General features: G+C 71.5%; 20 protein-coding genes. 9 read left to right on the top strand and 11 right to left on the bottom strand.

Translation table 11 applies throughout. From position 1 onward, the window contains the following. Positions 1-18: 18 nt before the first annotated feature. Both QM517_RS15650 and QM517_RS15655 read right to left on the bottom strand, forming a co-directional pair. Positions 19-1338, bottom strand: a complete 1320-nt coding sequence (locus QM517_RS15650; RefSeq protein ID WP_283288733.1) for an ABC transporter substrate-binding protein — start codon at positions 1336-1338, stop codon at positions 19-21. Between the two features lie 23 nt (positions 1339-1361). Then, the gene (locus tag QM517_RS15655) at positions 1362-3524 is read right to left on the bottom strand and encodes a glycoside hydrolase family 36 protein (RefSeq protein WP_283288735.1); all 2163 of its coding nucleotides are present in this window, start codon (positions 3522-3524) and stop codon (positions 1362-1364) included. Between the two features lie 187 nt (positions 3525-3711). Between QM517_RS15655 and QM517_RS15660 the strand changes: the two genes are divergently transcribed. Then, positions 3712-7998 (top strand): LamG-like jellyroll fold domain-containing protein, encoded by a 4287-nt coding sequence (locus QM517_RS15660; protein WP_283288736.1) that lies wholly within the window; start codon positions 3712-3714, stop codon positions 7996-7998. Between the two features lie 122 nt (positions 7999-8120). Here the strand turns inward: QM517_RS15660 and QM517_RS15665 are convergent, their stop codons facing one another. The 3 genes from QM517_RS15665 to QM517_RS15675 form a co-directional block, all read right to left on the bottom strand. After that, the gene (locus QM517_RS15665; RefSeq protein ID WP_283288738.1) at positions 8121-8966 is read right to left on the bottom strand and encodes a serine hydrolase domain-containing protein; all 846 of its coding nucleotides are present in this window, start codon (positions 8964-8966) and stop codon (positions 8121-8123) included. Between the two features lie 101 nt (positions 8967-9067). After that, positions 9068-9562 carry a hypothetical protein gene (locus tag QM517_RS15670; RefSeq protein WP_283288740.1) on the bottom strand — a complete coding sequence of 165 codons (495 nt, stop codon included), beginning with the start codon at positions 9560-9562 and terminating at the stop codon, positions 9068-9070. A gap of 46 nt (positions 9563-9608) precedes the next feature. Then, positions 9609-10823: an amidohydrolase gene (locus QM517_RS15675; RefSeq protein WP_283288741.1), complete on the bottom strand. Its 1215-nt coding sequence runs from the start codon at positions 10821-10823 to the stop codon at positions 9609-9611. A 211-nt stretch (positions 10824-11034) separates the two neighbouring features. Here QM517_RS15675 and QM517_RS15680 point away from each other — a divergent pair, with 211 nt between their 5' ends. After that, entirely contained in the window at positions 11035-12228 is a 1194-nt protein-coding gene (locus tag QM517_RS15680; RefSeq protein ID WP_283288743.1) for an NAD(P)/FAD-dependent oxidoreductase, read from the top strand. A 64-nt stretch (positions 12229-12292) separates the two neighbouring features. Beyond that, positions 12293-13507, top strand: coding sequence for a DUF4190 domain-containing protein (locus QM517_RS15685; RefSeq protein ID WP_283288744.1), 1215 nt, complete (start codon positions 12293-12295; stop codon positions 13505-13507). Between the two features lie 139 nt (positions 13508-13646). Here QM517_RS15685 and QM517_RS15690 read toward each other — a convergent pair whose 3' ends face one another. Then, complete coding sequence (locus QM517_RS15690; protein WP_374114704.1) at positions 13647-14639, bottom strand: LacI family DNA-binding transcriptional regulator; 993 nt, start codon at positions 14637-14639, stop codon at positions 13647-13649. A 27-nt stretch (positions 14640-14666) separates the two neighbouring features. Next, positions 14667-16346 carry a glycoside hydrolase family 13 protein gene (locus QM517_RS15695; protein ID WP_283288748.1) on the bottom strand — a complete coding sequence of 560 codons (1680 nt, stop codon included), beginning with the start codon at positions 16344-16346 and terminating at the stop codon, positions 14667-14669. Between the two features lie 285 nt (positions 16347-16631). Between QM517_RS15695 and QM517_RS15700 the strand changes: the two genes are divergently transcribed. Together QM517_RS15700 and QM517_RS15705 are read left to right on the top strand one after the other, a co-directional pair. After that, positions 16632-17156, top strand: a complete 525-nt coding sequence (locus QM517_RS15700) for an adenine phosphoribosyltransferase (protein ID WP_077050923.1) — start codon at positions 16632-16634, stop codon at positions 17154-17156. 238 nt (positions 17157-17394) lie between these two features. Next, positions 17395-17844 carry a hypothetical protein gene (locus tag QM517_RS15705; protein ID WP_283288750.1) on the top strand — a complete coding sequence of 150 codons (450 nt, stop codon included), beginning with the start codon at positions 17395-17397 and terminating at the stop codon, positions 17842-17844. Between the two features lie 196 nt (positions 17845-18040). On the opposite strand, the gene hpxO is transcribed toward QM517_RS15705, so the two are convergent. From hpxO to QM517_RS15725, 4 genes are all read right to left on the bottom strand, one after another. Next, the gene (gene hpxO, locus QM517_RS15710; RefSeq protein WP_077050921.1) at positions 18041-19225 is read right to left on the bottom strand and encodes an FAD-dependent urate hydroxylase HpxO; all 1185 of its coding nucleotides are present in this window, start codon (positions 19223-19225) and stop codon (positions 18041-18043) included. 9 nt (positions 19226-19234) lie between these two features. Further along, positions 19235-19555 carry a hydroxyisourate hydrolase gene (uraH, locus tag QM517_RS15715; RefSeq protein ID WP_077050920.1) on the bottom strand — a complete coding sequence of 107 codons (321 nt, stop codon included), beginning with the start codon at positions 19553-19555 and terminating at the stop codon, positions 19235-19237. Continuing rightward, the gene (gene uraD / locus QM517_RS15720; protein WP_077050919.1) at positions 19552-20067 is read right to left on the bottom strand and encodes a 2-oxo-4-hydroxy-4-carboxy-5-ureidoimidazoline decarboxylase; all 516 of its coding nucleotides are present in this window, start codon (positions 20065-20067) and stop codon (positions 19552-19554) included. Before uraD ends, uraH begins: the two co-directional genes overlap by 4 nt. Positions 20068-20303: 236 nt before the next feature. Continuing rightward, on the bottom strand, positions 20304-20903 hold the full coding sequence (locus QM517_RS15725) for a helix-turn-helix domain-containing protein (protein ID WP_283288756.1): 600 nt from the start codon (positions 20901-20903) through the stop codon (positions 20304-20306). A 159-nt stretch (positions 20904-21062) separates the two neighbouring features. On the opposite strand from QM517_RS15725, the gene QM517_RS15730 reads away from it, so the two are divergent. Genes QM517_RS15730 through QM517_RS15745 form a run of 4 tightly spaced genes read left to right on the top strand, consistent with a single transcriptional unit; the run spans position 21063 to position 26067 of the window. Further along, positions 21063-22727, top strand: a complete 1665-nt coding sequence (locus QM517_RS15730) for an NCS1 family nucleobase:cation symporter-1 (protein WP_283288760.1) — start codon at positions 21063-21065, stop codon at positions 22725-22727. Then, a complete protein-coding gene (locus tag QM517_RS15735) occupies positions 22724-23548 on the top strand; it encodes an aspartate/glutamate racemase family protein (RefSeq protein ID WP_283288762.1) in 825 nt (274 codons plus the stop codon). Before QM517_RS15730 ends, QM517_RS15735 begins: the two co-directional genes overlap by 4 nt. A 51-nt stretch (positions 23549-23599) precedes the next feature. Then, positions 23600-24928 (top strand): allantoinase AllB, encoded by a 1329-nt coding sequence (gene allB, locus QM517_RS15740; RefSeq protein ID WP_283288765.1) that lies wholly within the window; start codon positions 23600-23602, stop codon positions 24926-24928. Beyond that, complete coding sequence (locus QM517_RS15745; protein WP_283288766.1) at positions 24925-26067, top strand: acetamidase/formamidase family protein; 1143 nt, start codon at positions 24925-24927, stop codon at positions 26065-26067. Before allB ends, QM517_RS15745 begins: the two co-directional genes overlap by 4 nt. Positions 26068-26200 lie beyond the last annotated feature (133 nt).

The raw sequence follows: 26200 nt of genomic DNA on the forward strand, positions 1-26200 counted from the left end.
CCCGGCGCCCCCTAGGGATCAGAAGCCGGAGGCGCCGATGGCCTTGGCGAGTTCGGCGAACTGCGACTGCGTGGCCTCCGCGACCTGGGTCGGGGTCTTGGTGCCCTGGATCATGTCGCCGAGGTTGAGGTACAGGTCGGGGTTGGCCACTGCCAGTGCCTGCATCGAGCCGACCGAGTCGCCGAGCGAGCTGCTGACGTCCAGCAGCGCCTGCGGCACGTCGGACGAAGACTTCACGTCGCTCTGCAGCGACACCGTCTTCTGCGCCTGGACGAAGTCGCTGTAGCCGTCGCCGAGCCAGTACGACAGCAGCTGACGCGCTGCGGCCTCGCGCTTGGCGTCCCCCGTCTTGAACGCCACGAGAGCGTTGGACTGGTCGGGGATGAAGGTACCGACGTTGCCGTTGGGGGAGATCGGGAAGAAGCCGATCTTCTCGTTCAGCTCCTGGGTGTCGGCGAGCGACTGCAGTTGCCCGAAGAAGGAGTTGACCTGCACGGCCATCGCGGCCTTGCCGGACAGCAGCGCCGGACCCTGGTCCTCGAACTTCGCGGTCTTCAGGTCGGAGTTGAACAGCCCCTCCTGGATCAGGCCCTGGTAGGTGTCGATCGCGCCCTGGATGGTCGGGTCGGTGAACTTCTCCTTGTTCTCGTTCACGCGGTCCCACAGGCCGTCCTTGGCGGCGTCGGCGAGCTGCACCTGCACCCACCACTGCGTGGCCCACGGGGTTCCGCCGCCGAAGTCGAAGAACGGCGTGACGCCCGCGGACTTCAGCTGGCGGGCGTCGGCGAGGAACTCGTCCCAGTTGCCGGGAGTCGTGGTGATGCCCGCCTTCGCGAACACCTCCTTGTTGTAGTAGACGCCTTCGACCGCCGGGGTCGTGATGAGCGCCGCGTAGCGCGTGCCGTTCAGGATGCCGGTGATGTCCTTCAGCTCGGGCGTGTACGCGTCGATGAAGGGGGCACCGTCGAGCGACTGCAGGTTCGTCGTGGCGTTGAGCGCCGTCAGCTGCGAGGCGGTGGGCTGCCAGAAGGCGAGGTCGGGCTTGTCGCCGGTGGCGACCTTGGTCTGCACGCTCTGCTCGTAGGGGTCGGGGATCGTCACGACATTGACCGTCGCGCCGGTGGCCGCCTCGAAGCCCTTGACGACGCTGTCAGGGACCTTGTTCGAGTTCTGCGCGGCCCAGATGGTGAGGGTCGTGCCGTCGAGCTTGGTGTCCTGGGCGGGCCAGTCCGACGATCCCGCGGCGGCGCCTCCGCCGGCGCCGGGGTCCGAGCAGCCTGCGAGGGCGAGGGCGGCCACGGCGGCGAGGGCCGTGGCGGCGAAGAACCGCTTCTTCATTGAATTGCTCCTTGTTGGTGTGATCAGTCTGATCCGGTGCGAGCGCCTTCGTCGACCGGGACCGGTCGGGCCGAGAGGCGGAGGGTACGCGCGGAGACACGGGCATCTCCGGCGCGCACGTGGAGGGTCCCCGTCGTGGCATCCCATTCGGTGTGCCAGGAAGGGAGGTCCAGGGGGAAGACCGGGGTCACCTCGACGTCGTGGCCGACGAGGTGGGGGAAGGAGAGGGCCGTGGAGACCGCGTCACCGCGTCGCCAGACCGACACGAGATCGGCGGCGGGCAGGCGTAGGCCCAGGGCGAACCACGGGTCGTCCCAGCGCGGGAGGTCCAGGGGCCAGTGCGGGTGCGCGGTCGCGATCTCGCCGCGCAGTTCCTTCGCGACCGCGATGGCGTCGGCCACCCGCTGTAGCTGCGCGGGCGTCATGCGGTTGAGGTGGCCCGACACGTAGAAGCGGCCGAGGAGGCCGGTGACCAGCGAGAACGTCGACTCTTCTGCATCCATCTCCGGCTGGGGGTAGGCCCAGCTCGCGGCCTGTTCGGGAAGGATCGCCATCGGTGCCGCCGCCGCGATCGGCGGGTACTTGCGGAAGTCTTGCTGGTCGGAGGTCGACTGCATCGCCAGCCGGGACAGCATCGCGTAGTCCATGCGCATCGCGCCCGAGCTGCAGTTCTCGATGATGAGGGTCGGATGCCGGTCCAGCACGCCGTCCAGCCACTCGAGCACCGCCCGGTTGTGGCCGAGCAGCCCGTCGCCGACGCTGTCGGCATCCAGGTCCGTTCCCGGGCCAGGGTTGATGTTGTAATCCATCTTGAAGAATCCGAGACCGAAGTCCGCCACGAGCCGATCGACGACGCCGTCGAGGTGCGCGCGGGCGGCCGGGTGACGCAGATCCAGGTGGAAGCGGTCGTGCTCGACGACGCGCTGACCGTGGCGCTGCAGGAAGGCCTCCGCCGGCAGGCGGTCGGCGAGGGCGCTCCGGATGCCAACTACCTCGGGCTCGAGCCAGAGCCCGGCGACCATGCCCTCGGCGCGGATCGCGTCGATGACCTCCGCGAGTCCCCCCGGGAAACGGGTCGTCGAGGGGATCCATTCGCCCACCGAATCCCACCAGTGTCCCGAGTCGTCGTACCACCCGGCGTCGATGCAGAACACCTCGGCGCCGACCTCGGCCGCGGCGCGGATGAGGGGGAGGAGCTTCTCGGTGGTGGGGTCGCCGTCGAGGGTGTTCATGTAGTCGTTGAAGACCACGGGCATCGCGGCGTTGTCGGGGTGCGGGCGCCGCGTCGCGCGGCGGTGGTCGGTCAACGCCGACACCGCGGCGGTGGCATGCGGGGCGAAGGCGACCGTAACGGGCACGCTCGTGAACGAGTCGGCGGGGCCGAGCACGTGCGTCCACGCTGCGTCGGCGTCGGTGGGACCGGCCAGCGCCAGGTAGCCACCGGCGGTGTCCTCTCCGATCTCCCAACGCCACGCGCCGTTGTGCTCGATCTGCCATGCGAGCGCGAAACCGGCCGCCCGGGACGCGAGCACGCCCATGGGCAGGGCGTGCGCCGTCGACCACGTCCCGGTGGAGACAGCGGTGAAGGCCCCACGCGGGTTATGGCCGGTGAGGTGCTCGGCGAGGGGCACGAAGTCCGGGCCGCGCAGAGGAGTACGCGTCCACCTCCCCTCGCCGAGCCAGTCGCTCTCGCCGGTCACCCGCTCCCAGTCCGAGAGCGCGTCGTCGGTCGTGCCGGCGTCGGTGAACCCGGCCGCCCAGGACGCGACCGACCGCAGCACGACGCGTCCGGTGCCGACGTTGGTGAGAGCGACGCTGCTCGAGACCGCCGCTACGCCCTCGCGAACGGTGAGCGTCAGACGCGTCTCGATGTCACCGGAGCGCTGCCGGATGACGAGGGTCTTCTCGCCGTCGCGGGCGGTCTCGGTGTGGTCGATGTACCGCATCCGAAGGCCGAGCTCGGTGTGCGCGAGCCGGCCCGAGGCGGGCCGGTGGCCGGCGTCGGCGGTGAGGACCTCGACGAACGGGATGCGGTGGACCGGGAACTCCCGGTCGGCGACGCGCACCGCGCTGCAGACCACGGGCGCATCGTCGTCCCACTGGAACGTGAGTGCCACGAGGTCGGTGCCCCACTCGAGGCGCGGGGCCGGGGCCGCGTCGGTGGGGGCGGGGTGCATCGTCGTCATTCGTCTCTCCGTCGTGTCGAACGAGAGGACGCTAACCGATTCTGAAAGCGTTATCAAGCACAATATGAAAGCGATATCAGAAATGTGACGGCCTCCTTGCGGTCGGAAGTCGCACACCCTATGCTCGCGGTCTGAAAGCGCTATCAAGATGCGATGCGCGTGTCCAGTCACTCAACGTCGAGGAAACATGAGACCCCACACCCATCCCCCGTGCCGCGTCTCCGCGGCCGTCGCCGCCTGCGTGACCGTGCCCCTGGTCGTCGGCCTCGTCGGTGCTCCCGCGGCCTTCGCTGCGCCCGACGACACCCCACCCCGCCCCATCGTCGAGTACACCTTCGACGGGGATGCCGCGGCATCCGTCATCGCCAACGAAGGCTCCAAGGGCGGCGCGTTCGACGCGCACGTGCGCAACGCGGCGTCGCTCGCGCGCGGCACCGGACCCACCTCCACCGCCGGCGCGTCGGGACTGTTCCCGGGCGCCGCCCAGGGCTCGTCGAGCTCGGCGAGCCCGTACCTCGACATCCCCGCCGGGCTCTTCGACGGAGTCACCGCGCTCACCGTCTCGACCTGGATCAAGTGGGACGGCAAGAACTCCGGCAACCTGCCCTGGGCCTACATCATCGGCAGCGACGCACTGCCGCGCGACAACTGGGGTCTCTACTACGTCCCGAACGAGGGCGGACAGTCCAAGGCCGTCGCCAACTCCGGTGCCGAGGTGAAGGCCGTCTCGCCTGTCCCGCTCACCGCGGGCGCCTGGGCGCAGATCACCTCGGTGGCCGACGGTCAGACGCTGTCGTACTACATCAACGGCGAGCTGGTCCGACGTGAAGCCGCGGCGGTCGACTTCACGAAGCTGGCCGCAGAGTCGAGTACCCGCTCCGGGCTGATCGGGCGGGTGCCGTGGGCGCCGCAGTGGGCCGCCCTGTTCGGCGGCGAGTTCGACGACTTCTCGATCTACGACGTCGCCCTGACATCCGACCAGGTGGCGCAGAGCTTCGCCGCCACCGCGGGCCCCGTCACGGCGGTGGACCAGACGGCCTGGCAGGTGCAGACCACCGCCGGCCAGGCGCCCGTGCTGCCCGCTCGGGTCGGCGTGACGCGCGAGTCCGGACTGAAGACCGACGCGGCCGTCCGCTGGGACGCCGTACGGTCGTCGCAGTACGCGACGGCGGGCGCGACGTTCACCGTCGACGGCGTGGTCGAGGGTACGGAGCGCAAGGTCACCGCGACCGTCTCGGTCGCCGAGCGGCAGACCGAGGACATCGTCGCCGACCTGAGCCGTCGCACCGGCGACTTCCGCGGCGGCGCCTCGGGAACCCTCTACGGCCTCGGCGACGAGCAGTCGCCCACGCAGGCCCTCGTCAACGGCGCGGCCATGACCAACGTGTCGCAGAAGCCGCCGTTCGGCACGCAGCACCCGGGCGGCGACGCTTTCAACATCGAGAAGACGTTCTTCGACAAGCACGGCGAAGACCTCTACATCTACACCCAGGACTACTACCCGGACTGGCCCTACAACCAGGGCGTTCGCCCCGGCGACGACCGCACGTACGTGCGCGACGCGGACGGAAAGCTCACGTCGGAGTGGACGCCCGGAGGCGACGGGGTGTGGGACTACCTCGAAGTGCTCGAGATCGTGACCGAGGCGGTCGCGACCGGGGCCGACGACCCCGAGAAGTACACGTTCATCCCCTTCAACGAGCTCGACCTGCAGTGGCTCAATACCGACGACAAGTACAACCGCTACCTGCAGCAGGGCGGCCAGCCCGACAGCTACACCCCCGGCGGGGCTAGCGACTGGGCCGCGGCCTGGAAGGTCATCACCGACGTCTACGCCAAGCACGGGCTGAGCCGGCCCCGCATCGCCGGACCCGGGGATGCCGCGTGGCGCGGTGAGGGCAACATCAAGGCGTTCCTGCGCTCCGCGATCGCCACGAACACCGTCCCCGACGTGTACGTGTGGCACGAGCTGCGCGGATACCAGTGGATGCCGGACCGCGCGAACGCGTTCCGCCAGTACGCGCGGGATCTCGGCATCGCCGAGGACAAGGTCCCCCAGATCAACATCACCGAGTACGGCGCGAGCAACGACATGAGCTCGCCCGCCAACCTCCTGCGCTGGTTCTCCAGCTTCGAGGCGGCGAAGATCGACGCGCAGACCGCGTACTGGACGGCATCCGGCACGTTGTCCGACAACCAGGCCAAGGTCAACGCCGCCAACGGCGGCTGGTGGATGTTCAAGTGGTACGGCGACCTGCAGGGCTCGCAGACCGCCGAGGTCACCACCAACCGCGAGAAGGCGATCGCCGCGATCGACGACGCGAACCGTCGCGCCCAGGTGATCGTCGGCGGAGTGGAGCAGGGCCGGGACGGACTGCTCACGGTCAACGGACTGTCGAGCGACACCTTCGGCGGCGCGGTCGACATCGAGGTGCGCGAGGACCTCATTTCGGGCACCGACGGCGTCGCCGACACGCCTCGCGTGGTCGCCGCGTACGACGACGTCGCGGTCTCGGGCGGCGCCGTGCAGGTGCGTATCCCCTCGGCCAACGCCAGCGCCGCGTACCAGGTGGTCATCACCCCGGCCACCGACCGCGACGTCGCCGCCGAGGCGGCCCAGCAGGCCCCGCACCAGTGGGCGGAGGCCGAAGACCTCGCGATCACCGGGGGCGCCGTGCGCTCACAGCCGGGTGGCGGCTACCGCCTCTCGGGCGACCGCGACGTCACGGGCCTCACGGGCGCCGACGCGCGCCTGGACTGGCAGGTCGACGTGGCCGAGCCGGGCCTGTACCGCTACACGGTGCTCGCCGCCACACCGGGTCGCGCCGCCCAGCACGAGCTGTTCGTCGACGGTGCCGACTCCGCGACCGTGCAGTACGGAGCCAACGCGATCAAGCCCGACAACGTGCGCGGCACGGCCCGCGGCACCGCCGAGGTGTACGTCAAGCTGGATGCCGGCACCCACACGCTGAGCCTGCGCACCAGCCGAGACGGGCAGAACATGCTCCCCGGTGCCGGCGCGGACGGCGGCGTCACCGTCGACCGGGTCGAACTCACCCGCGTGGGCGATGACACCAACACCCAGCACGCGGTGTACCCCGCCACGACCCTGCGTCTGGCGGGCTCCGCGAAGCTCGAGGGCGGAGCGGTGTCGATCGGCGACGGTGACCGGGTCGACGTCTACCCGTCGGCGGACGAGTCGGGTTACTACGACGTGGTGGTCGACTGGCAGGGCTCCGACCTCGGCCTGACCGTCAACGGCCGCCTCGCGACCACCTTCGCCGAGGGGCAGAAGCGGGCGCGCATCCACCTGCCCGAGGGCATCAGCGAAATCGAACTCCGCAGCGCCGGTGGTGCCCGGGTGAGCGCGGTCAGCACGACCCGCGCGGTCGAGGGCGACGCCGCGATCGTCAAGGTCGAGGTGGAGGATGCCACGAAGGCTACGCTCGGCGGAACCGCGGCGGTGAAGGGCTTCGGCTCGGAGCTGACGAACGGCTCAGGCTCGGGCTACGTCGGCGGGCTCGGCATCACCGACGCCGTCCCGGCCCACCAGGGAACGCTCACGATCGCCCGCGGCGCCGGGTTCGATAAGGCCGGTGCGTACGACGCGATCGTGCACTACTCGAACGACGACATCGAGGGCCGCCACGACTACAACCCGCAGGTCGTCGACCTGGGGCTGCAGGCGCAGGAAGCCGGTCACGACGGGTTGGTGGGGCGCTCGACGTTCCGTTACACCTATACAGCGACCAACTTCTGGGAGGCCGTGATGCCGCTGAACCTCACCACCGACGGTGGGGCGGTGACGTTCGGCAACACGAAGCAGACCCTCGTGATCGACGAACGGACCAGTCAGCAGGACCAGGTCGTGCTGAACGGGTACGCGATCGCCCCCGACGTCGATTGGATCGCGTTCGCCCCGTTCGTGCTCGAGACCGACGGCGCCGAGATCGGTGTCCCCGCCGCCCCCGCGGCGCCGGTGGTGCAGGTCGACGGCGCCACGGCGGTCGTCTCGTGGGAGGCTCCGGCCGACAACGGTTCGGCGATCACGGGGTACACGCTCGAGTTCGTCTCGGATGCCGATGCAACGCGATCGATCTCGCTCGATGCCGCATCGCTCTCGGCCACCGTGGCCGACCTCGCGCCGGGCACGTGGACGGTGCGGGTCATCGCGATCAACGCGGCGGGATCGTCGCCGGCATCCGAGGCTTCCGCTCCGTTCGTGATCGCGGAGGCCGCAGGCCCGGGTGAGCCGACGCCGACGCCCACGCCCACCGAGCCCGGCTCGGGTGTCGGCTCGGGCTCAGGCACGGCCCCCGGCTCGATCGCGTCGTCGGGAACGGCAGGTGCGCTCGCCGTCACCGGCACCGTGCTCCCGCTCGCCGCGCTGCTGCTGGCGGTCGCGGGCATCGGCGCCGGTGTGATCCTCCGCCGTCGCACCCCCTCGTCACGGGTCGACCGCCGCGAGGACTGAGACTCGGTGGGGGCGGCCGTTGCGGACGCCCCCACCCGAGTGCGTGCACTCGCGCGCTGACGGAGGGTTCCAGGCCGGTCAGTCCCGAGGGCGCGGGGTCCGCGGCGCGCTCGGGAGCCCTCTCAGGCGGCCCGTTCCGCGATGAAGGAGGCCACCGCGTCGGCGCCGCCGTGATCGTTCGCGGTGACCGTGACGACCGCGTCGCCGGCGAAGACGATCAGCTGCCCGTGCGCACCGTGCAGGCGCCAGGCGTTCCCCGGACCGTCCCACCCCGCCATCGCATAGCGGCGGTAGCCCTCGCCCGCACTGCCGGTCTCGATCCACTCCGAGTGCATGGCATCCACCATCTTCGCCGAGACGAGGCGGCGACCGTTCCAGAGCCCGCGGTCGCGGATCAGCAGGCCCAGGCGCGCCATCTCGTCGGTGCGGAGGGCAAGACCTTCGCCGCCGAGCACGCGGCCGTTCGGGCAGCGTCGCCAGTGCATCTCGTCCAGGCCCAGCGGGACGAACAGCCGTGGCCGCAAGTACTCCTCGACGTCGCCGGTGCGCTGCGACAGCGCGTGCATCGCGGTATACGTGCTGGCGTTGCAGTACTGGAAGACGCGGCCGCGCGAGGGTCGCGCGAGGAACTCGGCGGCGAGGTCGGGCCATTCGCCCATCATCGTCTCGGAGTACGCGAAGTCGATTCCGCCGGTCATGGTGAGCAGGTGCCGCAGGGTGAGCTCGGCGGAGGTGGGCACGAGCTCGCCCAGCGGGGCGTCGAGCGACACGAGACCCTCATCCGCCGCGATTCCGGCCGCGAGCACGGCGACGGCCTTGGCGACGGAGTGGATCTCCTCGCGCACGTCGGGCGCCCAGCGGTGGGTCGCGGTGTCGTCGCCGACCCTCACGTGCACCCCGTGCGCGGCGAAACCGGTCGCGTCGATGCGGGCGACGAGCTCGTCGCGGAGGCGGGCGGCGGCGGACATGTCCACAAGGCTACGCAGGTGTGCTCGCCGTCTTCGCGGGCGTCGTCGCCCCCCACCGGCGGTCGCGCACGCGCGCCTGCTGACGCGAGCACCAGGGCCGGTCAGCCCATCGGGCGCGTCGTGATGTCGAAACCGGCGAAGGGGAGGGGAGCGAACAGCGAGTAGTCGTTCCAGTCCTCGACGCGAAGGGTCGTGATGGCCCAGTAGCCCACGACGAACGTGACGAGGGTCAGCACCACGATCACCATCCGGGCGTTGTGGAGGATGCTCAGAGCGCGCTCGACGGTGTCGGCACGGCGCAGGATCCTCGTCAGCGAGAACAGCACGACCAGGCCGATCGCCACGTAGATCAGCGGGTGCGCGCTCACGGTGACCGAGCCGCACATCGGGGCGACGTCGGTCGGTCGTCCCTCGGCGTCGAGGAAACCCCCGCTGCCGGTGACGCCGCCCGAGCAGCTGCCCATGCTGCCGCGCAGGAAGACCGCCAGCATCGTCACCGCCACGATCGCCCAGACCAGGAGCGAGCGGATGCCGACGACCACCGCCGCCCCCGGAAGCAGCGCGTTCACGTGGGTCTCGTCCTGCGTGATGGTCATGGCGGCCTCCCCAAAGGTTCCTCCCACCCTCACACGGGCGCGCCGATCAGTCCAGGAACTCCCGGGCCGCGACCACGAGGTTCTCGACGCCGCGGTCGATCGTCGGCTGCATCACGGGTGCGAAGAACGGCGAGTGGTTGGTGGGGATGTCGCGCTCGATCGTGCCGCCGGCCAGGGCGTCCGCGAACCTCTGCGGATCCACGCCGCCCCAGAACCAGAACACCAGCGGCGCGCCGGATTCGCGGGCGAACCACGACACGTCCTCGCTGCCGGTGAACATGCCCGGGTCGACGACGCCCGCCTCGCCGAACGCCCGACGGAAGGCCGCGGTCAGGCGGGCCGTGGCATCCGGGTCGTTGATGGTGGGCGGCAGGGAGTGGTCGGTCGTGATGGTGGGGGTCTTCTCGGCTCCGGATGCCTCGGCCTCGGCGCGGATGATCCGCTCGACCTTGCTCATGACCCGCGCGCGGGCCGCGTCGTCGGGGTAGCGGAGGCTGAGCTCGAGTTTCGCCTCGGCCGGGATGATGTTGTTCTTCAGGCCCGCGTGGATCGAGCCGACGGTGACGACCGCGACATCGCGCGGGTCGACCTCGCGCGAGACGACCGTCTGCAGGCGCATGACGGTGGCGGCGGCCATGACGACGGGGTCGATCGTGGAGTGGGGGCGCGAGCCGTGTCCGCCGCGGCCGTGGAGGACGACGGTGAGCCCGTCGGATGCCGCCATCTGGGTGCCGGGGCGCACGCCGATCGTTCCGGCGGGGAGCGGTGTCACGTGCTGCCCGAGCACGATGTCGGGCCGCGGATACCGGTCGAGCACGCCGTCGGCGATCATGGCCTGCGAGCCCGCGCCGTACTCCTCGGCGGGCTGGAACACCGCGACGACCGTGCCCGACCACTCCGACGTGGTGGCGACGAGACGCTCGAGCGCCCCGATCAGGGCGGTGACGTGCATGTCGTGACCGCACGCGTGCATCACGGGAACGGCGTTGCCGGCCGGGTCGGTCCCGCGCGCGGTGCTCGCGTAGGCCAGGCCCGTCTGCTCCTCGACGGGCAGGCCGTCCATGTCGGCGCGCAGCCAGACCACCGGACCGGGGCCGTTGTCGATCTTCGTGACGACGCCCGTCCGTCCGACGCCCTCTTCGACCTCGAGTCCGAGGTCCGCGAGGTGCCGGGCGATGACGCCGGCGGTCCGGGTCTCCTGGAACGACAGCTCGGGGTGGGTGTGAAGGTCGGTGTACAGGCTTTCGAGGTCGACACTCATGCCTCCGAGCCTATGCGTCGCGTCGTGCGGTGTCCCGTGCGCTTCCGTGCCGCGGCACTCCCGGCGCTTGAGTGTCCAAGACACGCCGCATCCGCCCGACGCCGTACGGCGTGTCTTGGACACTGAATCTCCTCACAGGCCCCCGCTACCCGATGCCACCTCGCCTGTCCAGCCGTCCCGGGTGGGCGGCGAGGGCGGCGAGGCTGGCGGCATGGCCACGACACACTTCGACTACCTCATCGTCGGCGGCGGGATGGTCGCCGACACCGCCGCCCGCGGCATCCGCGAGATCGACGCCGACGGGTCGATCGTCATTCTGAGCGACGATGTCGACGAGCCCTACACGCGCCCCGCCCTCAGCAAGAAGCTGTGGACCGACGACGAGTTCACGTGGGAGAAGGTGCCGCTCGGCACCGCCGACGACACCGGCGCCGACATCCGGCTGCGCACGCGCGCGTCCGTGGTCCGCCCCGAGGCGCACGAAGTGGATGCCGACGGCGAGACGTACTCGTACGGAAAGCTGCTCCTCGCGACCGGCGGACACCCCGTGCCGCTCCCGATCGACGACCGCTCCGGCGGCGAACGGGCCCTGACGTTCCGCACCGCCGCGGATTACCGGCGGCTGCGCGCCCTGTCCGGGGAGGTCGAGCGCATCGCGGTCGTCGGCGGCGGCTACATCGGCTCCGAACTCGCGGCCGCCCTCGTGCAGAACGGGGTCGACACGGTCCTGATCCACACCGGCGCGGTGCTCGGCGACGCGGTGTTCCCGGCCGCGCTCGCGGAGCGGTTCGAGAAGCTGTTCCGCGACGCCGGGGTCGAGATCGTCGCGGGATCGAAGGTCGAGGCAGGAGAGGCGGATGCCGACGGCATCCGGCTCGCGCTCGAGGGCGGCGGCGAGGTGCGCGCGGACGCCGTGGTGAGCGGGCTCGGCATCGAGGTCGCGACCGACCTGGCCGAGGCGGCGGGGATCGCCGTCGACGACGGCGTGGTGGTCGACGCGCAGCTGCGTTCGTCGGTCGACGACGTGTGGGCCGCGGGGGATGTCGCGAGCTACCCCGACCGGCTGCTCGGGCGCCGCCGGGTCGAGCACGTCGACAACGCCAATGAGATGGGCCGGGCCGTCGGCCGCAACCTCGCCGGCGCCGCGGAGCCGTACACGCACACGCCGTATTACTACTCGGCGGTGTTCGGCATCCGGTACGAGGCGGTCGGCACGCTCGACTCCTCGCTCGCCACGGTGGAGGACTGGATCGACGCCGACCGCGGCGTCGTCTACTACCTCGACGACGACCGGGTCGTCGGCGTGCTGCTGTGGAACGTCGAGGACGCCCGCGACGCCGCCCGCTCCGTGCTCGCGGAGGCCGACACCCTGACGCGCGACGACCTGGTGGGCCGTATCCGCTGACCGCCGGGCGATAGCCTGATCGCTGCCGTGGCACTCGCCGTGCGACGAGATCAGGGGGGCATCCGTGGCGACCGCAGAACTGCGACTTCTTCTTCCGCTCGATCAGGCGCGGGATGCCGTGGGCTCGGCGTTGGCCGAGCAGGGCTTCACCGTGCAGCCGACGCCCGGCGGTTCGCTCGACGTCTCCCGCGGGAGCCTGGGGACGACGGTGGTCGCGGGCGCGTTCGCCGGACAGGACATGCACGTGCGGTTCGACGTGCATCTCTCCCCGGGTGCCGAGGGCACCCTGGCCGTGTTCGAGCACTCCGCGGTCGGCGGGTTCTTCAAGGGCGGCGCCGTCGGCGCGGCCCGCGTGGGCGAGATCGTCCGCGACGCGGCGCACCTGGCCGGGGTGCGTCTCGCGCAGCAGGGGCTGCTGGCCGGTGGTGCCGGGAGCGTCCCTGCCCCCGCCGGCCCGGACACGGCGTCCGGCATCGACGCGCCGGAGGGCGCACCCGCGCCGCCGGTCGCGCCCGGCGGCCACCCGGCCCCGCCCGCCCCCGGCGGTTACCCCGCGTCCACCGTTCCCGGCGGTTCCCCCGTCCCGCCCGCCGGGTACGCCGCGGTACCTCCCGGGTTTCGGTACGGCGCCCCGGCTCCGGTTCCGGGCGCCGAGCAGCGGACGAACACCGTCGCGATCGTCGCGATCGTCTTGGGCTTCGTCTTCCCGATCGGTGGCATCATCGCCGGTTCCGTGGCGCTCGCCCAGGTGAAGCGGACGGGTGAGAAGGGCCGCGGCCTCGCCATCGGCGGCATCGTGGCCGGGGCGGTTATGACGGTGCTCTCGATCATCGTCGGCATCGCCCTCTTCCTCTTGTTCGCCCTGGGCGCGGCGTCGTCGAGTGCCGGCTCTCCTCTCGATCCGTTCCTCCCCCCGGCGGAGAACGACACCTTCGCGCTCCCGGTGGGCACGTGCCTCGACGAGTTGGCGACCACCTACATCACGAGCGACAACGTGCTCGACTGCGCCCAGCCCCACAACTTCGAGATCTTCAGCTCGTTCCTGGTCGACGACGGCGCCTTCCCCGGGGAGAGCGTGTTCGAGGAGCAGGCCTACGAGAAGTGCGACGCGGCGTTCGCCGCCTTCGTGGGCATCCCGTACGCGGACTCGACTCTCGACTACACCTACCTCTCTCCGACCAAGGAGACCTGGGCGCAGGGCGACCGCGAGATCCTGTGCATGATCTTCGACCCGTCCGTCGCGCAGACGACCGGGTCGCTGGCCGCTTCGAAGCGCTGACCGGACGGGCGTCTCGTTCCGCTCGCAAGGGATGCGAGCCGCGCGATAGTCCTGCGGAGCGGCATCCGTGCGCGTGTGCCCGTCGGGCGGGACGCGCCATGCAGGAGTCGTGCCGGGATGCGACGGCCCGGCACCCGCCTCAGCCCGGCGGCACCGCCGTCGAGCCGCGCTCGAGCAAGGCGAACGGGAGCGTGCCGCGACGAAGGGTGGGGGCGGCCCCGTCGAGGTCGGCGAGGACCGCCTCGGCGGCGCGTTCGCCCTGACCGCGGGCGAACTGGTCGATGGTGGTGAGTCCGAACCAGCGGCCCAGGTCGTTGCCGTCGACGCCGATGATCGAGACGTCCTGCGGCACCCGCAGCCCCGCCTCCCGTGCGGCGAGGACGGCGCCGATCGCCATCTCGTCCGACGCGGCGAAGATCGCGGTCGGGCGGTCGACGGCGTCGAGTAGGCGCCGCGCCGCAGCCGATCCCCCCTCGATCGTGAAGTCGGCGTCGGCGAACGAGGGCGTCGCGCCGGCGGCATCCATCTCTTCGGTGAAGCCACGACGGCGGAGGGCCGGCACCGACGACCCCCTCGTCTCGTGCGAGCCGATGTGCGCGATCCGCCGGTGACCGAGGTCGAGCAGGTGCCGGGTGGCGAGGCGACCCACGGCGCGGTCGTCGACGGTGAGGGTCGTCACCAGGGGATTGGGGCCGGCGATCGCGACGATCGGGACACCGAGGCTGCGCAGGAGCTCGGCCTCTTCGGCGTCGAGCTCGGGTGCGATGGTGATAATCCCGTCGACCCGGCGGCGGCGCACGTTGTCGGAGAACACGCGGTGTCGTTCCTCGGCCGCCGCGCTCACGCCGTAGAGGGTGATGTCGAAGCCGCGACGCACGAGACCGTCCGAGATCCCCGCGAGCACCGTGCTGTAGAACCACCGGTCCAGGAACGGCACGATGACCCCGATCGCCCGGGCCCGGCCGGTCGCCAGCGCCGAGGCGGCCGCCGACACGACGTAGCCCAGCTCATCCGCGGCGGTCTGCACGCGCTGCCGCGTCGTGGGCGACACGGGCCCGCGCCCGCTGAGGGCTCGCGAGACCGTGGCCGTCGACACGCCCGCCCGGCGGGCGACCTCGTCGATGCCGACCACGGTCTCGCGGATCCCGGATGCCACGGCTCAGGCCGCGGCGATCCAGACGGTCGTGTCGGTCGGGAGCGCAGCGCCGTCCATCGGTCCGCTCGCCACCAGGACGTCTCCGGCGGGAAGCTCGACCGCGGTGTCGCCGAGGTTGGCGATCACGGTGACGGAGCCGTTGCGGAACGCCACCACGTCGTCGCCGAAACCGTCGAGCCACTCGAGCGACCCCGCCCCGAGGCCGCGCGCGCGGCGCTCGGCGAGCAGCGAGCGGTAGAGCGACAGGGTGGATGCCGGGTCCTCGCGCTGCACGTCCCGGGCGAACTCCGCCCACTCGGCGGGCTGCGGCAGCCAAGCGGCGCCGGTCTCGTTGAAGCCGTACGCGGGGGCGTCGGCCGTCCACGGGATCGGGACGCGGCAGCCGTCGCGACCGTACCGCTCGCCCTCGGTGCGGAACCACGTCGGGTCCTGGCGGGCGTCGTCGGGCAGGTCGATGACCTCGGGCAGGCCCAGCTCCTCGCCCTGGTACAGGTACGACGAGCCGGGGAGCGCCAGCATGAGCGAGGTCGCGGCTCGGGCGCGCCGCAGCCCCTTCACGGGGTCGGGCTGGCCCGGGGACTTCGGACCGATGCCCGCGCCCTGCGGGTTCTCCGCGGTGAGTGCGAGTCGCGAGGCGTGCCGGACGACGTCGTGGTTGGACAGCACCCACGTGCTCGGGGCGCCGACGGCGGCGTACTCGTCGAGCGACTCGGTGATCACGTCGCGGAGGGCCTCGGCATCCCACTTCGTCTCGAGGTAGGCGAAGTTGAACGCCTGGTGCATCTCGTCGGGGCGCACCCACAGCGCCGTCTGCGCGACGGTGGGGAGCCATGCTTCGGCGCACAGGGCGCGGTCGCCGTCGTACTCGGCGAGGACCTCGTGCCACTCGCGCCACACCTCGTGCACGCCCGGCTGGCCCCAGTACGGCACCTCGTCGGCGTCGCCGCCCATCGAGCCGCCCTCGGGGTCGGGGGTGAAGTCGGGGAGGCCGTCGGCCTTGATGAGGCCGTGGGCGACGTCGACGCGGAAACCGTCGACCCCGCGGTCGAGCCAGAAGCGCAGGATGTCGCGGAACTCGGCCCGCACCTCGGGGTTGGTCCAGTCGAAGTCGGGCTGGGTCTCGTCGAAGATGTGCAGGTACCACTGGCCCGGCGTGCCGTCGGCCTCGGTCACGCGCTTCCACATGCCGCCGCCGAACACCGACTCCCAGTTGTTCGGGGGCAGCTCGCCGTTCTCGCCCTTCCCGTCGCGGAAGATGTACCGCGCGCGCTCGGGGCTGCCGGGGGCGGCCTTCAGCGCCTCCTGGAACCACACGTGCTGGTCGCTGGAGTGGTTCGGCACCAGGTCGACGATCACCCGGATGCCACGGTCGTGGGCGCCCGCGAGCATCGCGTCGAAATCGGTGAGGGTGCCGAAGATCGGGTCGACGTCGCGGTAGTCGGCGACGTCGTACCCCGCGTCCTTCTGCGGCGACCGCTGGAAGGGGCTCAGCCAGATGGCATCCACACCCAGCTCCTGGAGGTCGTCGAGGTGCGCGGTGACGCCGGGGAGGTCACCTAGGCCGTCGCCCGAGGCGTCCGCGAAGGAGCGGGGGTAGATCTGGTAGATGACGGCGGTCCGCCACCACTCGGAGCCGGGAGCGGACTCGAGTTCGGGGCGCGCGTCCTGCTGCGTGAAAGTCATGCGGTACAACCTAGTGCAAGCGCTTGCAGCGCGGGGGAGGGGGTCGACACGATCGCAGACTACCGGGGCCGCGTTTCCGCCGTGTCACAGGGCGCCCCGCGGCTCACCCCGCTCCGCCGCGCCTCGGTGCTTCGGCGCCCTCGCCGGTGTTTCGGTGTCCAAGACACGCGGATGCCGCCCACTGCCGTCCGCGTGTCTTGGACACCGAAGCGGACGTCAGGGCGAGGGCCGCCGGACAGGCGGGGGGTCCCGACGCGGAGAACCCGCGGCGATTAGGCTGGGACGGTGCCCGACGCCTCCGCTCTCTCCCGTGCCGAATCGCTGATCGGTAGCATCCCCGACTACCCCGAGCCCGGGGTGATGTTCCGCGACATCACGCCGCTGCTGGCGGATGCCGAGGCCTTGCGCGTCACCATCGAGGCGCTGCTCGAGCCGTTCGCGGGTCGCTTCGACGTGGTGGCCGGCATCGAGGCGCGCGGCTTCCTCCTCGCCGGAGCCGCAGCCGTCGCGGCCGGCGTGGGACTCGTTCCCATCCGCAAGGCGGGCAAGCTGCCGCGGCCGGCGGCATCCGTCTCGTACGCGCTCGAATACGGCACCGCCGAGATCGAGATGCATGACGACATCGCCGACGGCACGCGCGTCCTGCTGCTCGACGACGTCCTCGCCACCGGCGGCACCCTCGAAGCGGGGCGTGCCCTCGTCGCCCGCCTCGGCGGAGAGGTCACCGGCACCGCCGTGCTGCTCGAGATCGACGCCCTCGGCGGCCGCCATGTGCTCGGCGGCGACGTGCACAGCATCTTCCACGTCTGACCCGGCGCGCGTTCGCCTCCCCGTCGGGGCGCGTCGGTGCTGCCCCTCACGTGAGTGTCCAAGACACGCGGACCGCGGGTCGTGGCATCCGCGTGTCCTGGACACTGAAGCCCAGACACCGTGCCGCCCGCAGCGGCGCGCAACGGCGAGTGTCCAGGACACGCCGTTACGCCGGGCCCCGATGCGGCGTGTCTTGGACACTCGGGCCCGCGCGTGACAGGGCGGCTACCGTGGCCGAATGACCGAACCGACGGATGCCACCCCCTCGGCCAGCGAGCAGGATGCCGCCGATCCCACGGCGCCGCGGCCGCCCGCGGCGAGTTATGTGTCCTCGCAGCGGACGTCGGATCGGCCGTCACCGAGCCCGGAAGGGTTGACGCCGGAGGAGCAGAAGCACCAGCGCGAGACGAGCCTCGTGATGTCGATCGTCGTGATCGCGGCCGTGGTGCTCGGGGCCGTGCCGCTTCTCTACGCGGCCGTGATTGCGCTCTTCCTTCCCGTCCTCCTCGTCCCCTGGCTCGTCGTGCCGGTCCTGCTCACGGTCCTCGCGACGACGGCTCTGCGTCGCGCCCAGCGCGGCGGTCGCCGCGGGCCGCGCATCACCGCACGTTGGGCGCTCGGCGCCGCGATCGCGCTGTTCGCGCTGCCGCTCGCCGCCGTTGCGTACTTCAACGTCGCGATGAACTGAGCGCCCCGCGCGGCGCTGAGTGTCCAAGACACGCGGACCGCGGGTCGTGGCATCCGCGTGTCTTGGACACCGAAGCCCAGACACCGTGCCGCCCGCAGCGGCGCGCGATGGTGAGTGTCCAGGACACGCCGTTGCGCCGGGCCCCGATGCGGCGTGTCTTGGACACTCGGGCCCGCCGCCCCCGCGCCGCCCCGCGTCAGCGCAGCACGCTTGCGCCGAGCTCCACGGGGCTGCCCTCGATGTTGCCGACGATGCCGCGGATGACGCCGGAGCCGTCCTCGCGCCGCAGGCCGTCGTACCAGGCCTGCGTCGCCTCGACGTCGAACGCGTGCGTCTCGTGCGCACGCTTGCGGGCGCGCAGCACGAGATCGCCCGCCCGCTCGGTGCGGATGCGTTCGTAGCGCTTCAGCGAATCCTCGACGCCGAGCGTCGTCGTGGCGAACACGATCCCGAGCGCGAAGCTGTCCTCCAGTGCCGAGCACGCGCCCTGCCCGATGTCGGGGGCGGTGTTGTGCGCGGCGTCGCCGAGGATCGCCACGCGTCCCCGCACCCAGGTGTCGAACGGGTCGATGTCCCAGATCTCGACGCGGTTGAGCGAGGCATCGGGGTCGATGGCATCCAGGAGGGCCCGCACGCCCGGCGCTCCCCACGAGCCGAACGCGGACTCGAGCGCCGCCACACGGTCTTCGAGCACGCCCGAGGGCCCGGGGACGTCGACGAAGAAGTAGAACCGGTCGCCCGCGACGGGCATCACGGCGCAGCGCTTGCCGTCGCCGACGTACGTCGTCCACTGGTGCGGCGGCCCGATGCGGGGGTCGGCGGCGACCAGGCCGTTGTAGTTGACGTACCCCGAGTAGCGCCTCTCGGGACGGATGCCGGTCGGCTCGGTGACGTAGTCCCGCACGAGCGAGCGCGCCCCGTCGGCGCCGATGAGGAGGTCGGCCGTGTCGGTCGAACCGTCGGCGAACGTCGCGGTCACCGTCTCGCCGTCGTCGGAGACCCCGACCAGTCGCATCCCGAGGTGGATGCGGTCTGCGCCGACGGCATCCATCATCAGCGCCTGCAGGTCGGCGCGGGCGACCGGGTAGGGCCGCTGCCCGGTCTGAGAGGTGACGGATGCCAACGAGAAACGGCACATCTCCTCCCCGGTGTGGCCGTCGTAGTAGGCCATGTCGTCCATCTGGCCGCCGAGGGCGGCGACCTCGGCGCCGAGTCCGAGCCAGTTGAGCACCTTCACGCCGTTCGACCACAGCGACAGCGCGGCGCCGACCGGCCGGTTCTCGCGCATACGGTCGTAGACGACGACGTCGTGGCCGAGCTTCTGCAGCGCCAGGGCGGCGGAGGTTCCGCCGATGCCGGCTCCGATGACGATGACCTTCATGGCTCCTCCTCAGCTGCCGCGGTAGGTCGAGTACGCGAACGGGCTCAGCAGCAGCGGCACGTGCAGGTGGCCCTCGCCGCTCACGGTGAACGCGACCGTCGCGACGGGGTGGAACGACGCGACGCCGCGGCTCCGGAAGTAGGCGCCGGTTCCGAACGTCAGAGAGTAGTCGCCGTCGGCGAGACGGTCGGGGCCGAGCGCGAGGCGCCCGTCGGCGTCGGTCGCGGCGGAGTCGATCGTCGCGCCGTCGAGGTGCGCGAGCGTCACAGCGACGCCGGACGCGGGCGTGCCGGTCGCCGCATCCAGGACGTGCGTGGTGAGGTGAGTCATTCGGTGCCCTCCGGGGCGTCGGTGACGCTGCCGCGCAGGCGCAGCAGCGCGATCTCGGCGAGCTGCCGCGTCGCCTCGAGGGTCTCGGCGTCGGGGTCGTTGGTGAGGCGGCGCTCGAGTTCGGCCCGGATCTCGCCGGGGGTGCGGCCCGCCGCGCGGATCAGGAAGACACGACCGAACCGCTCCTCGTACGCGGCGTTGCCGGCGGCGATCGCGGCGACGTCGTCGTCCGCGGCGGTGGTCATCGCGGCCTGTTCGCGACGGGATGCCGCGGCCTCCGCGTTCTCGCCCGACACTCTCGCGCCGATGCGGGGGTGAGCGTGCAGGGCCTGCTCCAGGTCGGCGGGCGACCAGGTCGCGGCGAGGTCGCCGGCGTAGGCGGCGAGGGCGTCGACGTCGGCGTAGGGCCGGCCGGCGACGACGGCGTCGACCCATCCCGGGATGTCGGCCCAGACGCGGACGACTCCCGCCGCGTCGGCGGGCGAAGCCGCGTTGAAGGCGGTGAGGTGCATGCCCGCCACGCTATGCGGCGCGCGTTACGGGGCTGTGGCGGGATGTGTCCGCGATGTTGCTGTGGGGAACATTTCAAGGGGGGAGCCGCGGGTGGCATCCGTGATTTGGGGCGGATTCCGCGCTTCGGGGCGCGATATTCACGCCCCAAAGCGCGAATCGCGCCCCAAACCCGCCGCGACCCCGTGAACCCGCGCCCGCACGGCGCCGCGAACCCGCGCCCACACACCCGAGCCCGTCAGGCGTGGACGATCAACCAGTGCGCCACGGCGTCGGCGGTGCCGGTGTTGTGCAGGCGGTGGGGGACCGAGCAGGGGTAGCTGATGGCATCCCCGGCCCGGAGGATCACGCGCTCGGCCTCGAAGTCGATGGTCAGTTCGCCCGACACGACCGTGCCGACCTCGTACCCCTCGTGGTGGAACAGTCCGTCGGCGCCGTGCGCCGACGCCCCGGGCGGGTAGATCGACTCGAAGTAGTCGACGCCGGGCGAGGTGCCGGGGGTGAGGCGGCGGAACGAGACGCCGCTGTCGAGCACGATGTCGGGCGACTGCCCGGCGCGCTGCAGGGTGAAGCCCGAGGGGCCGGCGGGTTCGACGGGGCGATCGGATGCCGGGTCGAACGCCGCCACGAGGGGAACGCCGAGGGCGTCGGTGATGGCGATGAGCCGCGAGACGCTCGGCTGGAGGACGCCCCGCTCGATCTGCGACACAGCGCTGGGGGAGATGCCGAGTTTCGCCGCGAGGGTGCGCGCCGACATGCCGCGGGCGGTGCGCAGCTCGCGGATGCGGGTGCCGACGGCGGAGCCCGCGAGGTCGTCCACGGCGGCGGGCTGCGTCATGCCCCGAGTCTAGGGACGCCCGAAGTGTGAAGGAGCGACTTCACACAGCCGTTACATGAGCGAAACCGGAACGGATGTGTGAACCCATAGCTTCACATCAGTGCACCACTCTGGCCGCGGACTCCACGTCGTGGCATCCACCGTCCTGAGAGGAATGACATGACCACGACACCGCTCACCGGCCCCCACGATCTCGTGGAGGCCGCAGGCCACCCCACCGGCGGCGGCAACATGAAGCCGCAGTACGACGACCGGCTCGCCAACGAGGACCTCGCTCCGCTGAAGAAGCAGAAGTGGACCTCGTACAACATCTTCGCGTTCTGGATGAGCGACGTGCACTCGGTCGGCGGCTACGTCACCGCGGGCTCGCTGTTCGCCCTCGGCCTGCAGTCCTGGCAGGTGCTCGTCGCCCTGATCGCCGGCATCGTCATCGTGCAGGTCTTCGCGAACCTCGTCGCCAAGCCCAGCCAGAAGACCGGCGTCCCCTACCCGGTGATCAACCGGGTGGTGTTCGGCATCCGGGGGGCGAACATCCCCGCGATCATCCGCGGTCTCATCGCGATCGCCTGGTACGGCGTGCAGACGTTCCTCGCGGCGGAGTCGCTGAACATCGTGTTCCTGAAGTTCATCCCGGGTTCCGCGGCCCTGCTCGACGTGTCGTTCGCGGGGCTTTCGGCCCTCGGCTGGATCTCGTACGCGATCCTGTGGACCGCGCAGTTCCTCCTGTTCTGGAACGGCATGGAGGTCATCCGACGCTTCATCGACTGGGCGGGCCCGGCGGTGTACCTCGTGATGATCGTGCTCGCGGTGTACCTCGTGTCGCAGGCCGGCATCCAGAACATCTCGTTCACCCTGTCGACCACGCAGCTGGACTTCTGGGCCTCGATCCCGGTGATGCTCGGCGCGATCGCCCTCGTGGTGTCGTACTTCTCCGGTCCGATGCTGAACTTCGGCGACTTCGCGCGCTACGGCAAGAGCTTCTCGGCGGTCAAGCGCGGCAACTTCTGGGGTCTGCCGATCAACTTCCTGTTCTTCTCGCTGCTCACGGTCATCACGGCGTCGGCGACCGTGCCGGTGTTCGGCGAGCTGATCACCGACCCGATCAAGACGGTCGAGGCGATCGACGCGCCCTTCGCGATCCTCCTCGGCGGCCTCACGTTCGTCACCGCGACGGTCGGCATCAACATCGTCGCGAACTTCATCTCGCCCGCGTTCGACTTCTCCAACGTCGCCCCGAAGAAGATCTCGTGGCGCGCGGGCGGAATGATCGCCGCCGTCGGCTCGACCTTCCTCATGCCGTGGAACTGGTACGCCAACGACGACGCGATCCACTACTCGCTCGGCGTCCTGGGTGCGCTCATCGGGCCGCTCTTCGGCATCCTGATCGCCGGGTACTACATCTCCGCCCGCCAGCGCGTGAAGGTCGACGCGATGTTCACGATGGATGCCAAGGGCCCTTACTGGTACCGCAACGGGTTCAATCCCAACGGGGTCAAGGCCGTCATCGCGGCGGGCATCCCGACGGTGGCCATCGCGGTCTTCCCGAAGCTCTTCGCCGACCTGGGTCTGTTCGACGTCTCCGCGATCAGCGACTACAGCTGGTTCATCGGCTGCGGCCTCGGGTACGTCCTGTTCCTCCTGTTCGAGCGTCTCGACCCCCGCATCCCGACCTTCGAGGGCGAGGCCGAGGGCATCTCGGACGGCACCGTCGACGGGGCGGCGGACACCGCGGCATCCGAGCCGCCGGCGATCTCGGGTGTGATCCCCGTGGATGCCACGGCCTCGGCGTCGACGGTCATCTCGGGGTCGGGCGCGACCGCGTGAGGATCCTGCTCATCAACCCCAACACCTCCCGGGCGATGACCGCGAAGATCGCGGACGCCGCCCGGGGGGTGGCGGGGCCCGACGTCCTCGTCGATGCGGTGTGCCCCGCGGTCGGGGCCTCGGCCATCGAGAGCCACGTCGACGAGGTCGCGGCCGCGGTCGCGGTCGTCGAGCTCGTCACGGCCGACCGCGACGGTCCCGCGCCCGCCGACGCCTACGTCATCGCGTGCTTCGGCGACCCGGGACTCGACGCGGCGCGCGAGCTGGTCGATGCCCCGGTCGTCGGGATCGCAGAGGCCGCGATGCACCTGGCCGCGGTGTCGGGGCGGCACTTCGGTGTCGTCACGACCCTGAGCCGTACGCTCGGCCGGGCCCGCGACCTCGTCGGCCGGTACGGCATGGAGCGCGCGTGCGTGTCGCTGGCGGCGACGGGCATCCCGGTCCTCGATCTCGAGGACACCGGGTCGGACGCCGTCGCGATCATCGAGCGCTTCGCGGCCGACGCGGCGTCCGGGGGTGCGGATGTCATCGTGCTGGGCTGCGCCGGTATGGCCGACCTCTGCGCCGAGCTCACGGCCCGCGTGGGCGTGCCGGTCGTCGACGGAGTCGCGGCCGCGGTGGGACTGGCATCCGGGATGGTCCGCATGGGCCTCGGCACGAGCAAGCGCGACGAGTACGCGGCGCCTCCGGTGCGGGGCGTCACCGGTGCCCGTTCGGGACGCGAATTTCCGTTTGGGGCGGGGGATGCCGTGCCCCAAACGGACGATCACGCCCCGAACCCGGAGCCGCACCCCTCCTCCCCAGCCCGAGTTTTCGCGTGAATGTTGATGACGGTTACATCGGGGAAACGCGGGGCCTTTAGCGTGATCGGCATGAGCACCAGGATCTCGGCCCGGCGCACGTTCGTGGGCGGGCGCTTCGTCCCCGCGACCGTCGTGATCGATGAGGGCCGTATCGCGGCCGTGACCGTCTTCGATCCGATGGCCGACCGCGTGCTGCCCGACGACGCGGTGCTGCTGCCGGGCCTCGTCGACTCGCACGTGCACCTCGACGAGCCCGGCCGCACCGAGTGGGAGGGCTTCGCCACCGGCACTGCGGCCGCCGCGGCCGGGGGAGTGACGACCGTCGTCGACATGCCGCTGAACAGCTCGCCGGTCACGACGACCCCCGAAGCCCTGGATGCCAAGCGCGCCGCCGCCGCCGGAAAGCTCGCGGTCGACGTGGCCTACTGGGGAGGAGCCGTCCCCGAGAACCTCGGCTCGCTGCGCGCGCTGACGGATGCCGGTGTGGTGGGCGTGAAGTGCTTCCTGTCGCCGAGCGGGATCGACGAGTTCGGACACCTGGATGCCGCGCAGCTCGAGGCCTGCCTCGCGGAGCTCGCGGAGTTCGACGGTCTGCTGATCGTGCACGCCGAAGACCCCGCGCATCTGCACGCCGACGGCGCCCTCGGCTCGCACTACGCCGACTTCGAGGCCAGCCGCCCGCCGATGAGCGAGCGCGCGGCGATCCGCCGGGTGATCGAGGCGGCCCGCCGCACGGGTGCCCGCGCGCACATCGTGCACGTGTCCGACGGCGAGGCGCTCGACGACGTCCGTGCCGCGAAGGCCGAGGGCGTGCGCCTGACCGTCGAGACGTGCCCGCACTACCTCACGCTGGACGCCGCCGAGGTGCCCGACGGAGCCGCGGCGTTCAAGTGCTGCCCGCCGATCCGGGGAGCTGCGAACCGCGACCTGCTGTGGGCAGGGGTGGTCGACGGCACCGTCGACGCCATCGTCAGCGACCACTCGCCCGCGACGGTGGAGTTGAAGTCCAACCCCGACTTCGGCCTGGCCTGGGGCGGGATCGCGGGCCTCCAGACCGGCCTGTCGTCGGTCCATACCGCGGCGCGGGGGCGTGGCATCCCGCTCGAAGATCTTCTGCCGCTCCTGACCACCGGGCCCGCGCGCATCGCCGGACTCGGGGGCCTCGGCGTCATCGCCCCCGGCGCACCGGCGCATCTGGTGGCGTTCGCTCCCGACGAGGAATTCGTCGTGGATGCCGCCGCCCTCGAATACCGCAACCCCGTCTCGCCGTGGCACGGGCAGACGCTCGCCGGCGTCGTGCGCGAGACGTGGCTGCGCGGTGAGTCGGTGTTCCGCCGCGGTGAACCGGTGACACTCCGCTCGGGGCGCGAGCTCGTGACCACGGTGGTCGAGGCGTGAGCGCCGTCCCGATCCTGCAGCCCGGCGCGGGCGCGATCCCCGGCGACCACTACGTCGCGGCGACGCCCCGAACGGTGCTGTGGGGACGCCTCCCGTGCGCGGCCGATGCCGCGGTGCTCGAGATCGCGTCGGGCGAGACCGTGACGTTCGACACCGTGAGCCACGAGGGCATCCTCGACGACCAGGGCAAAGACCCGGCGGCGTACTTCGCGGCGCACGGTGTTCCGCCCGAGCAGGTGCTGGACGACGCGATCGAGATCGCGGCATCCGTCGCCCGCGATGTGATGGCGGACGGTCCTCACGTCGTCGTCGGTCCCGTGCACGTGCGCGGCGCGCACCCCGGCGATCTGCTGAAGATCACGGTCGAGGCGCTCGCCCCGCGCGTGCCGTACGGCGTGATCTCGAACCGCCACGGCAAGGGCGCGCTCGTCGGCGAACTGCCTCGCGGAGAGCACAACGTCAGCGTGTTCGCGTCGGTCAGCGAGCGGGACGGCGTCCTGCACGGCACGCTCCCCGTCGTCGAGGGCGGCGAGCCGGTGGTGGCGTTCCCGCTCGCGCCGTTCCTCGGAACCATGGGCGTCGCGGTCGCCGGGCACGAGCGCCCGCACTCGGTTCCGCCCGGAACCCACGGCGGCAACATCGACATCAACCTGCTCGTCGAGGGGACGACGCTGTTCCTCCCGGTGCAGGTCGAGGGGGCGCTCGCGTACGTCGGCGACCCGCACTTCGCGCAGGGCGACGGCGAGGTCGCGCTCACCGCGCTCGAGGCCTCGCTCCGGGCGACGCTGCGTTTCGAGGTGATCCCCGCGGATGCCGCCCGCGCCGCATTCGGACACGTCACCGGCCCGCTCGTCCGGACGCCCGAGTACCTCGTGCCGACCGGCATGGACCCCGACCTGGATGCCGCGATGCGCGCCTGCGTCCGCGCGTCGCTGTCGCTGATCGGGGGCCGCTGGGGCATGGACGAGCACCTCGCGTACGCGTACCTCAGCGCCGCGACCGACTTCGACATCTCGCAGGTCGTCGACATCGTGTCCGGCGTCCACGCCCGCATCCGCGAAGCGGACTTCGCCGGGCTGGCCGCGGTGGAGCCGGTGGCGCTGGACGCCCCCGCCGCCCCCGAGGGAGACGCCGCGTGACCCCCGCGCTCGCCGCCGCACTCGCTCGCGCCGAGGCCGCGGACGCCGCCGGTGCCGCCCGCGGCACGGTTCCGCGGCCCGCTGCCGATGATGGTTCAGCGTCCACGACACGCCGCATCGCGCGGGTCGCACG

The sequence above is a fragment of the Microbacterium sp. IEGM 1404 genome (genome assembly GCF_030056775.1).
GTDB lineage: Bacteria > Actinomycetota > Actinomycetes > Actinomycetales > Microbacteriaceae > Microbacterium.

Coding starts and splice junctions, on each gene's coding strand:
- QM517_RS15650 (WP_283288733.1), bottom strand. CDS start 1,338: ATGAAGAAGCGGTTCTTCGCCGCCACGGCCCTCGCCGCCGTGGCCGCC.
- QM517_RS15655 (WP_283288735.1), bottom strand. CDS start 3,524: ATGACGACGATGCACCCCGCCCCCACCGACGCGGCCCCGGCCCCGCGC.
- QM517_RS15660 (WP_283288736.1), top strand. CDS start 3,712: ATGAGACCCCACACCCATCCCCCGTGCCGCGTCTCCGCGGCCGTCGCC.
- QM517_RS15665 (WP_283288738.1), bottom strand. CDS start 8,966: ATGTCCGCCGCCGCCCGCCTCCGCGACGAGCTCGTCGCCCGCATCGAC.
- QM517_RS15670 (WP_283288740.1), bottom strand. CDS start 9,562: ATGACCATCACGCAGGACGAGACCCACGTGAACGCGCTGCTTCCGGGG.
- QM517_RS15675 (WP_283288741.1), bottom strand. CDS start 10,823: ATGAGTGTCGACCTCGAAAGCCTGTACACCGACCTTCACACCCACCCC.
- QM517_RS15680 (WP_283288743.1), top strand. CDS start 11,035: ATGGCCACGACACACTTCGACTACCTCATCGTCGGCGGCGGGATGGTC.
- QM517_RS15695 (WP_283288748.1), bottom strand. CDS start 16,346: ATGACTTTCACGCAGCAGGACGCGCGCCCCGAACTCGAGTCCGCTCCC.
- QM517_RS15705 (WP_283288750.1), top strand. CDS start 17,395: ATGACCGAACCGACGGATGCCACCCCCTCGGCCAGCGAGCAGGATGCC.
- hpxO (WP_077050921.1), bottom strand. CDS start 19,225: ATGAAGGTCATCGTCATCGGAGCCGGCATCGGCGGAACCTCCGCCGCC.
- uraH (WP_077050920.1), bottom strand. CDS start 19,555: ATGACTCACCTCACCACGCACGTCCTGGATGCGGCGACCGGCACGCCC.
- uraD (WP_077050919.1), bottom strand. CDS start 20,067: ATGCACCTCACCGCCTTCAACGCGGCTTCGCCCGCCGACGCGGCGGGA.
- QM517_RS15725 (WP_283288756.1), bottom strand. CDS start 20,903: ATGACGCAGCCCGCCGCCGTGGACGACCTCGCGGGCTCCGCCGTCGGC.
- QM517_RS15730 (WP_283288760.1), top strand. CDS start 21,063: ATGACCACGACACCGCTCACCGGCCCCCACGATCTCGTGGAGGCCGCA.
- allB (WP_283288765.1), top strand. CDS start 23,600: ATGAGCACCAGGATCTCGGCCCGGCGCACGTTCGTGGGCGGGCGCTTC.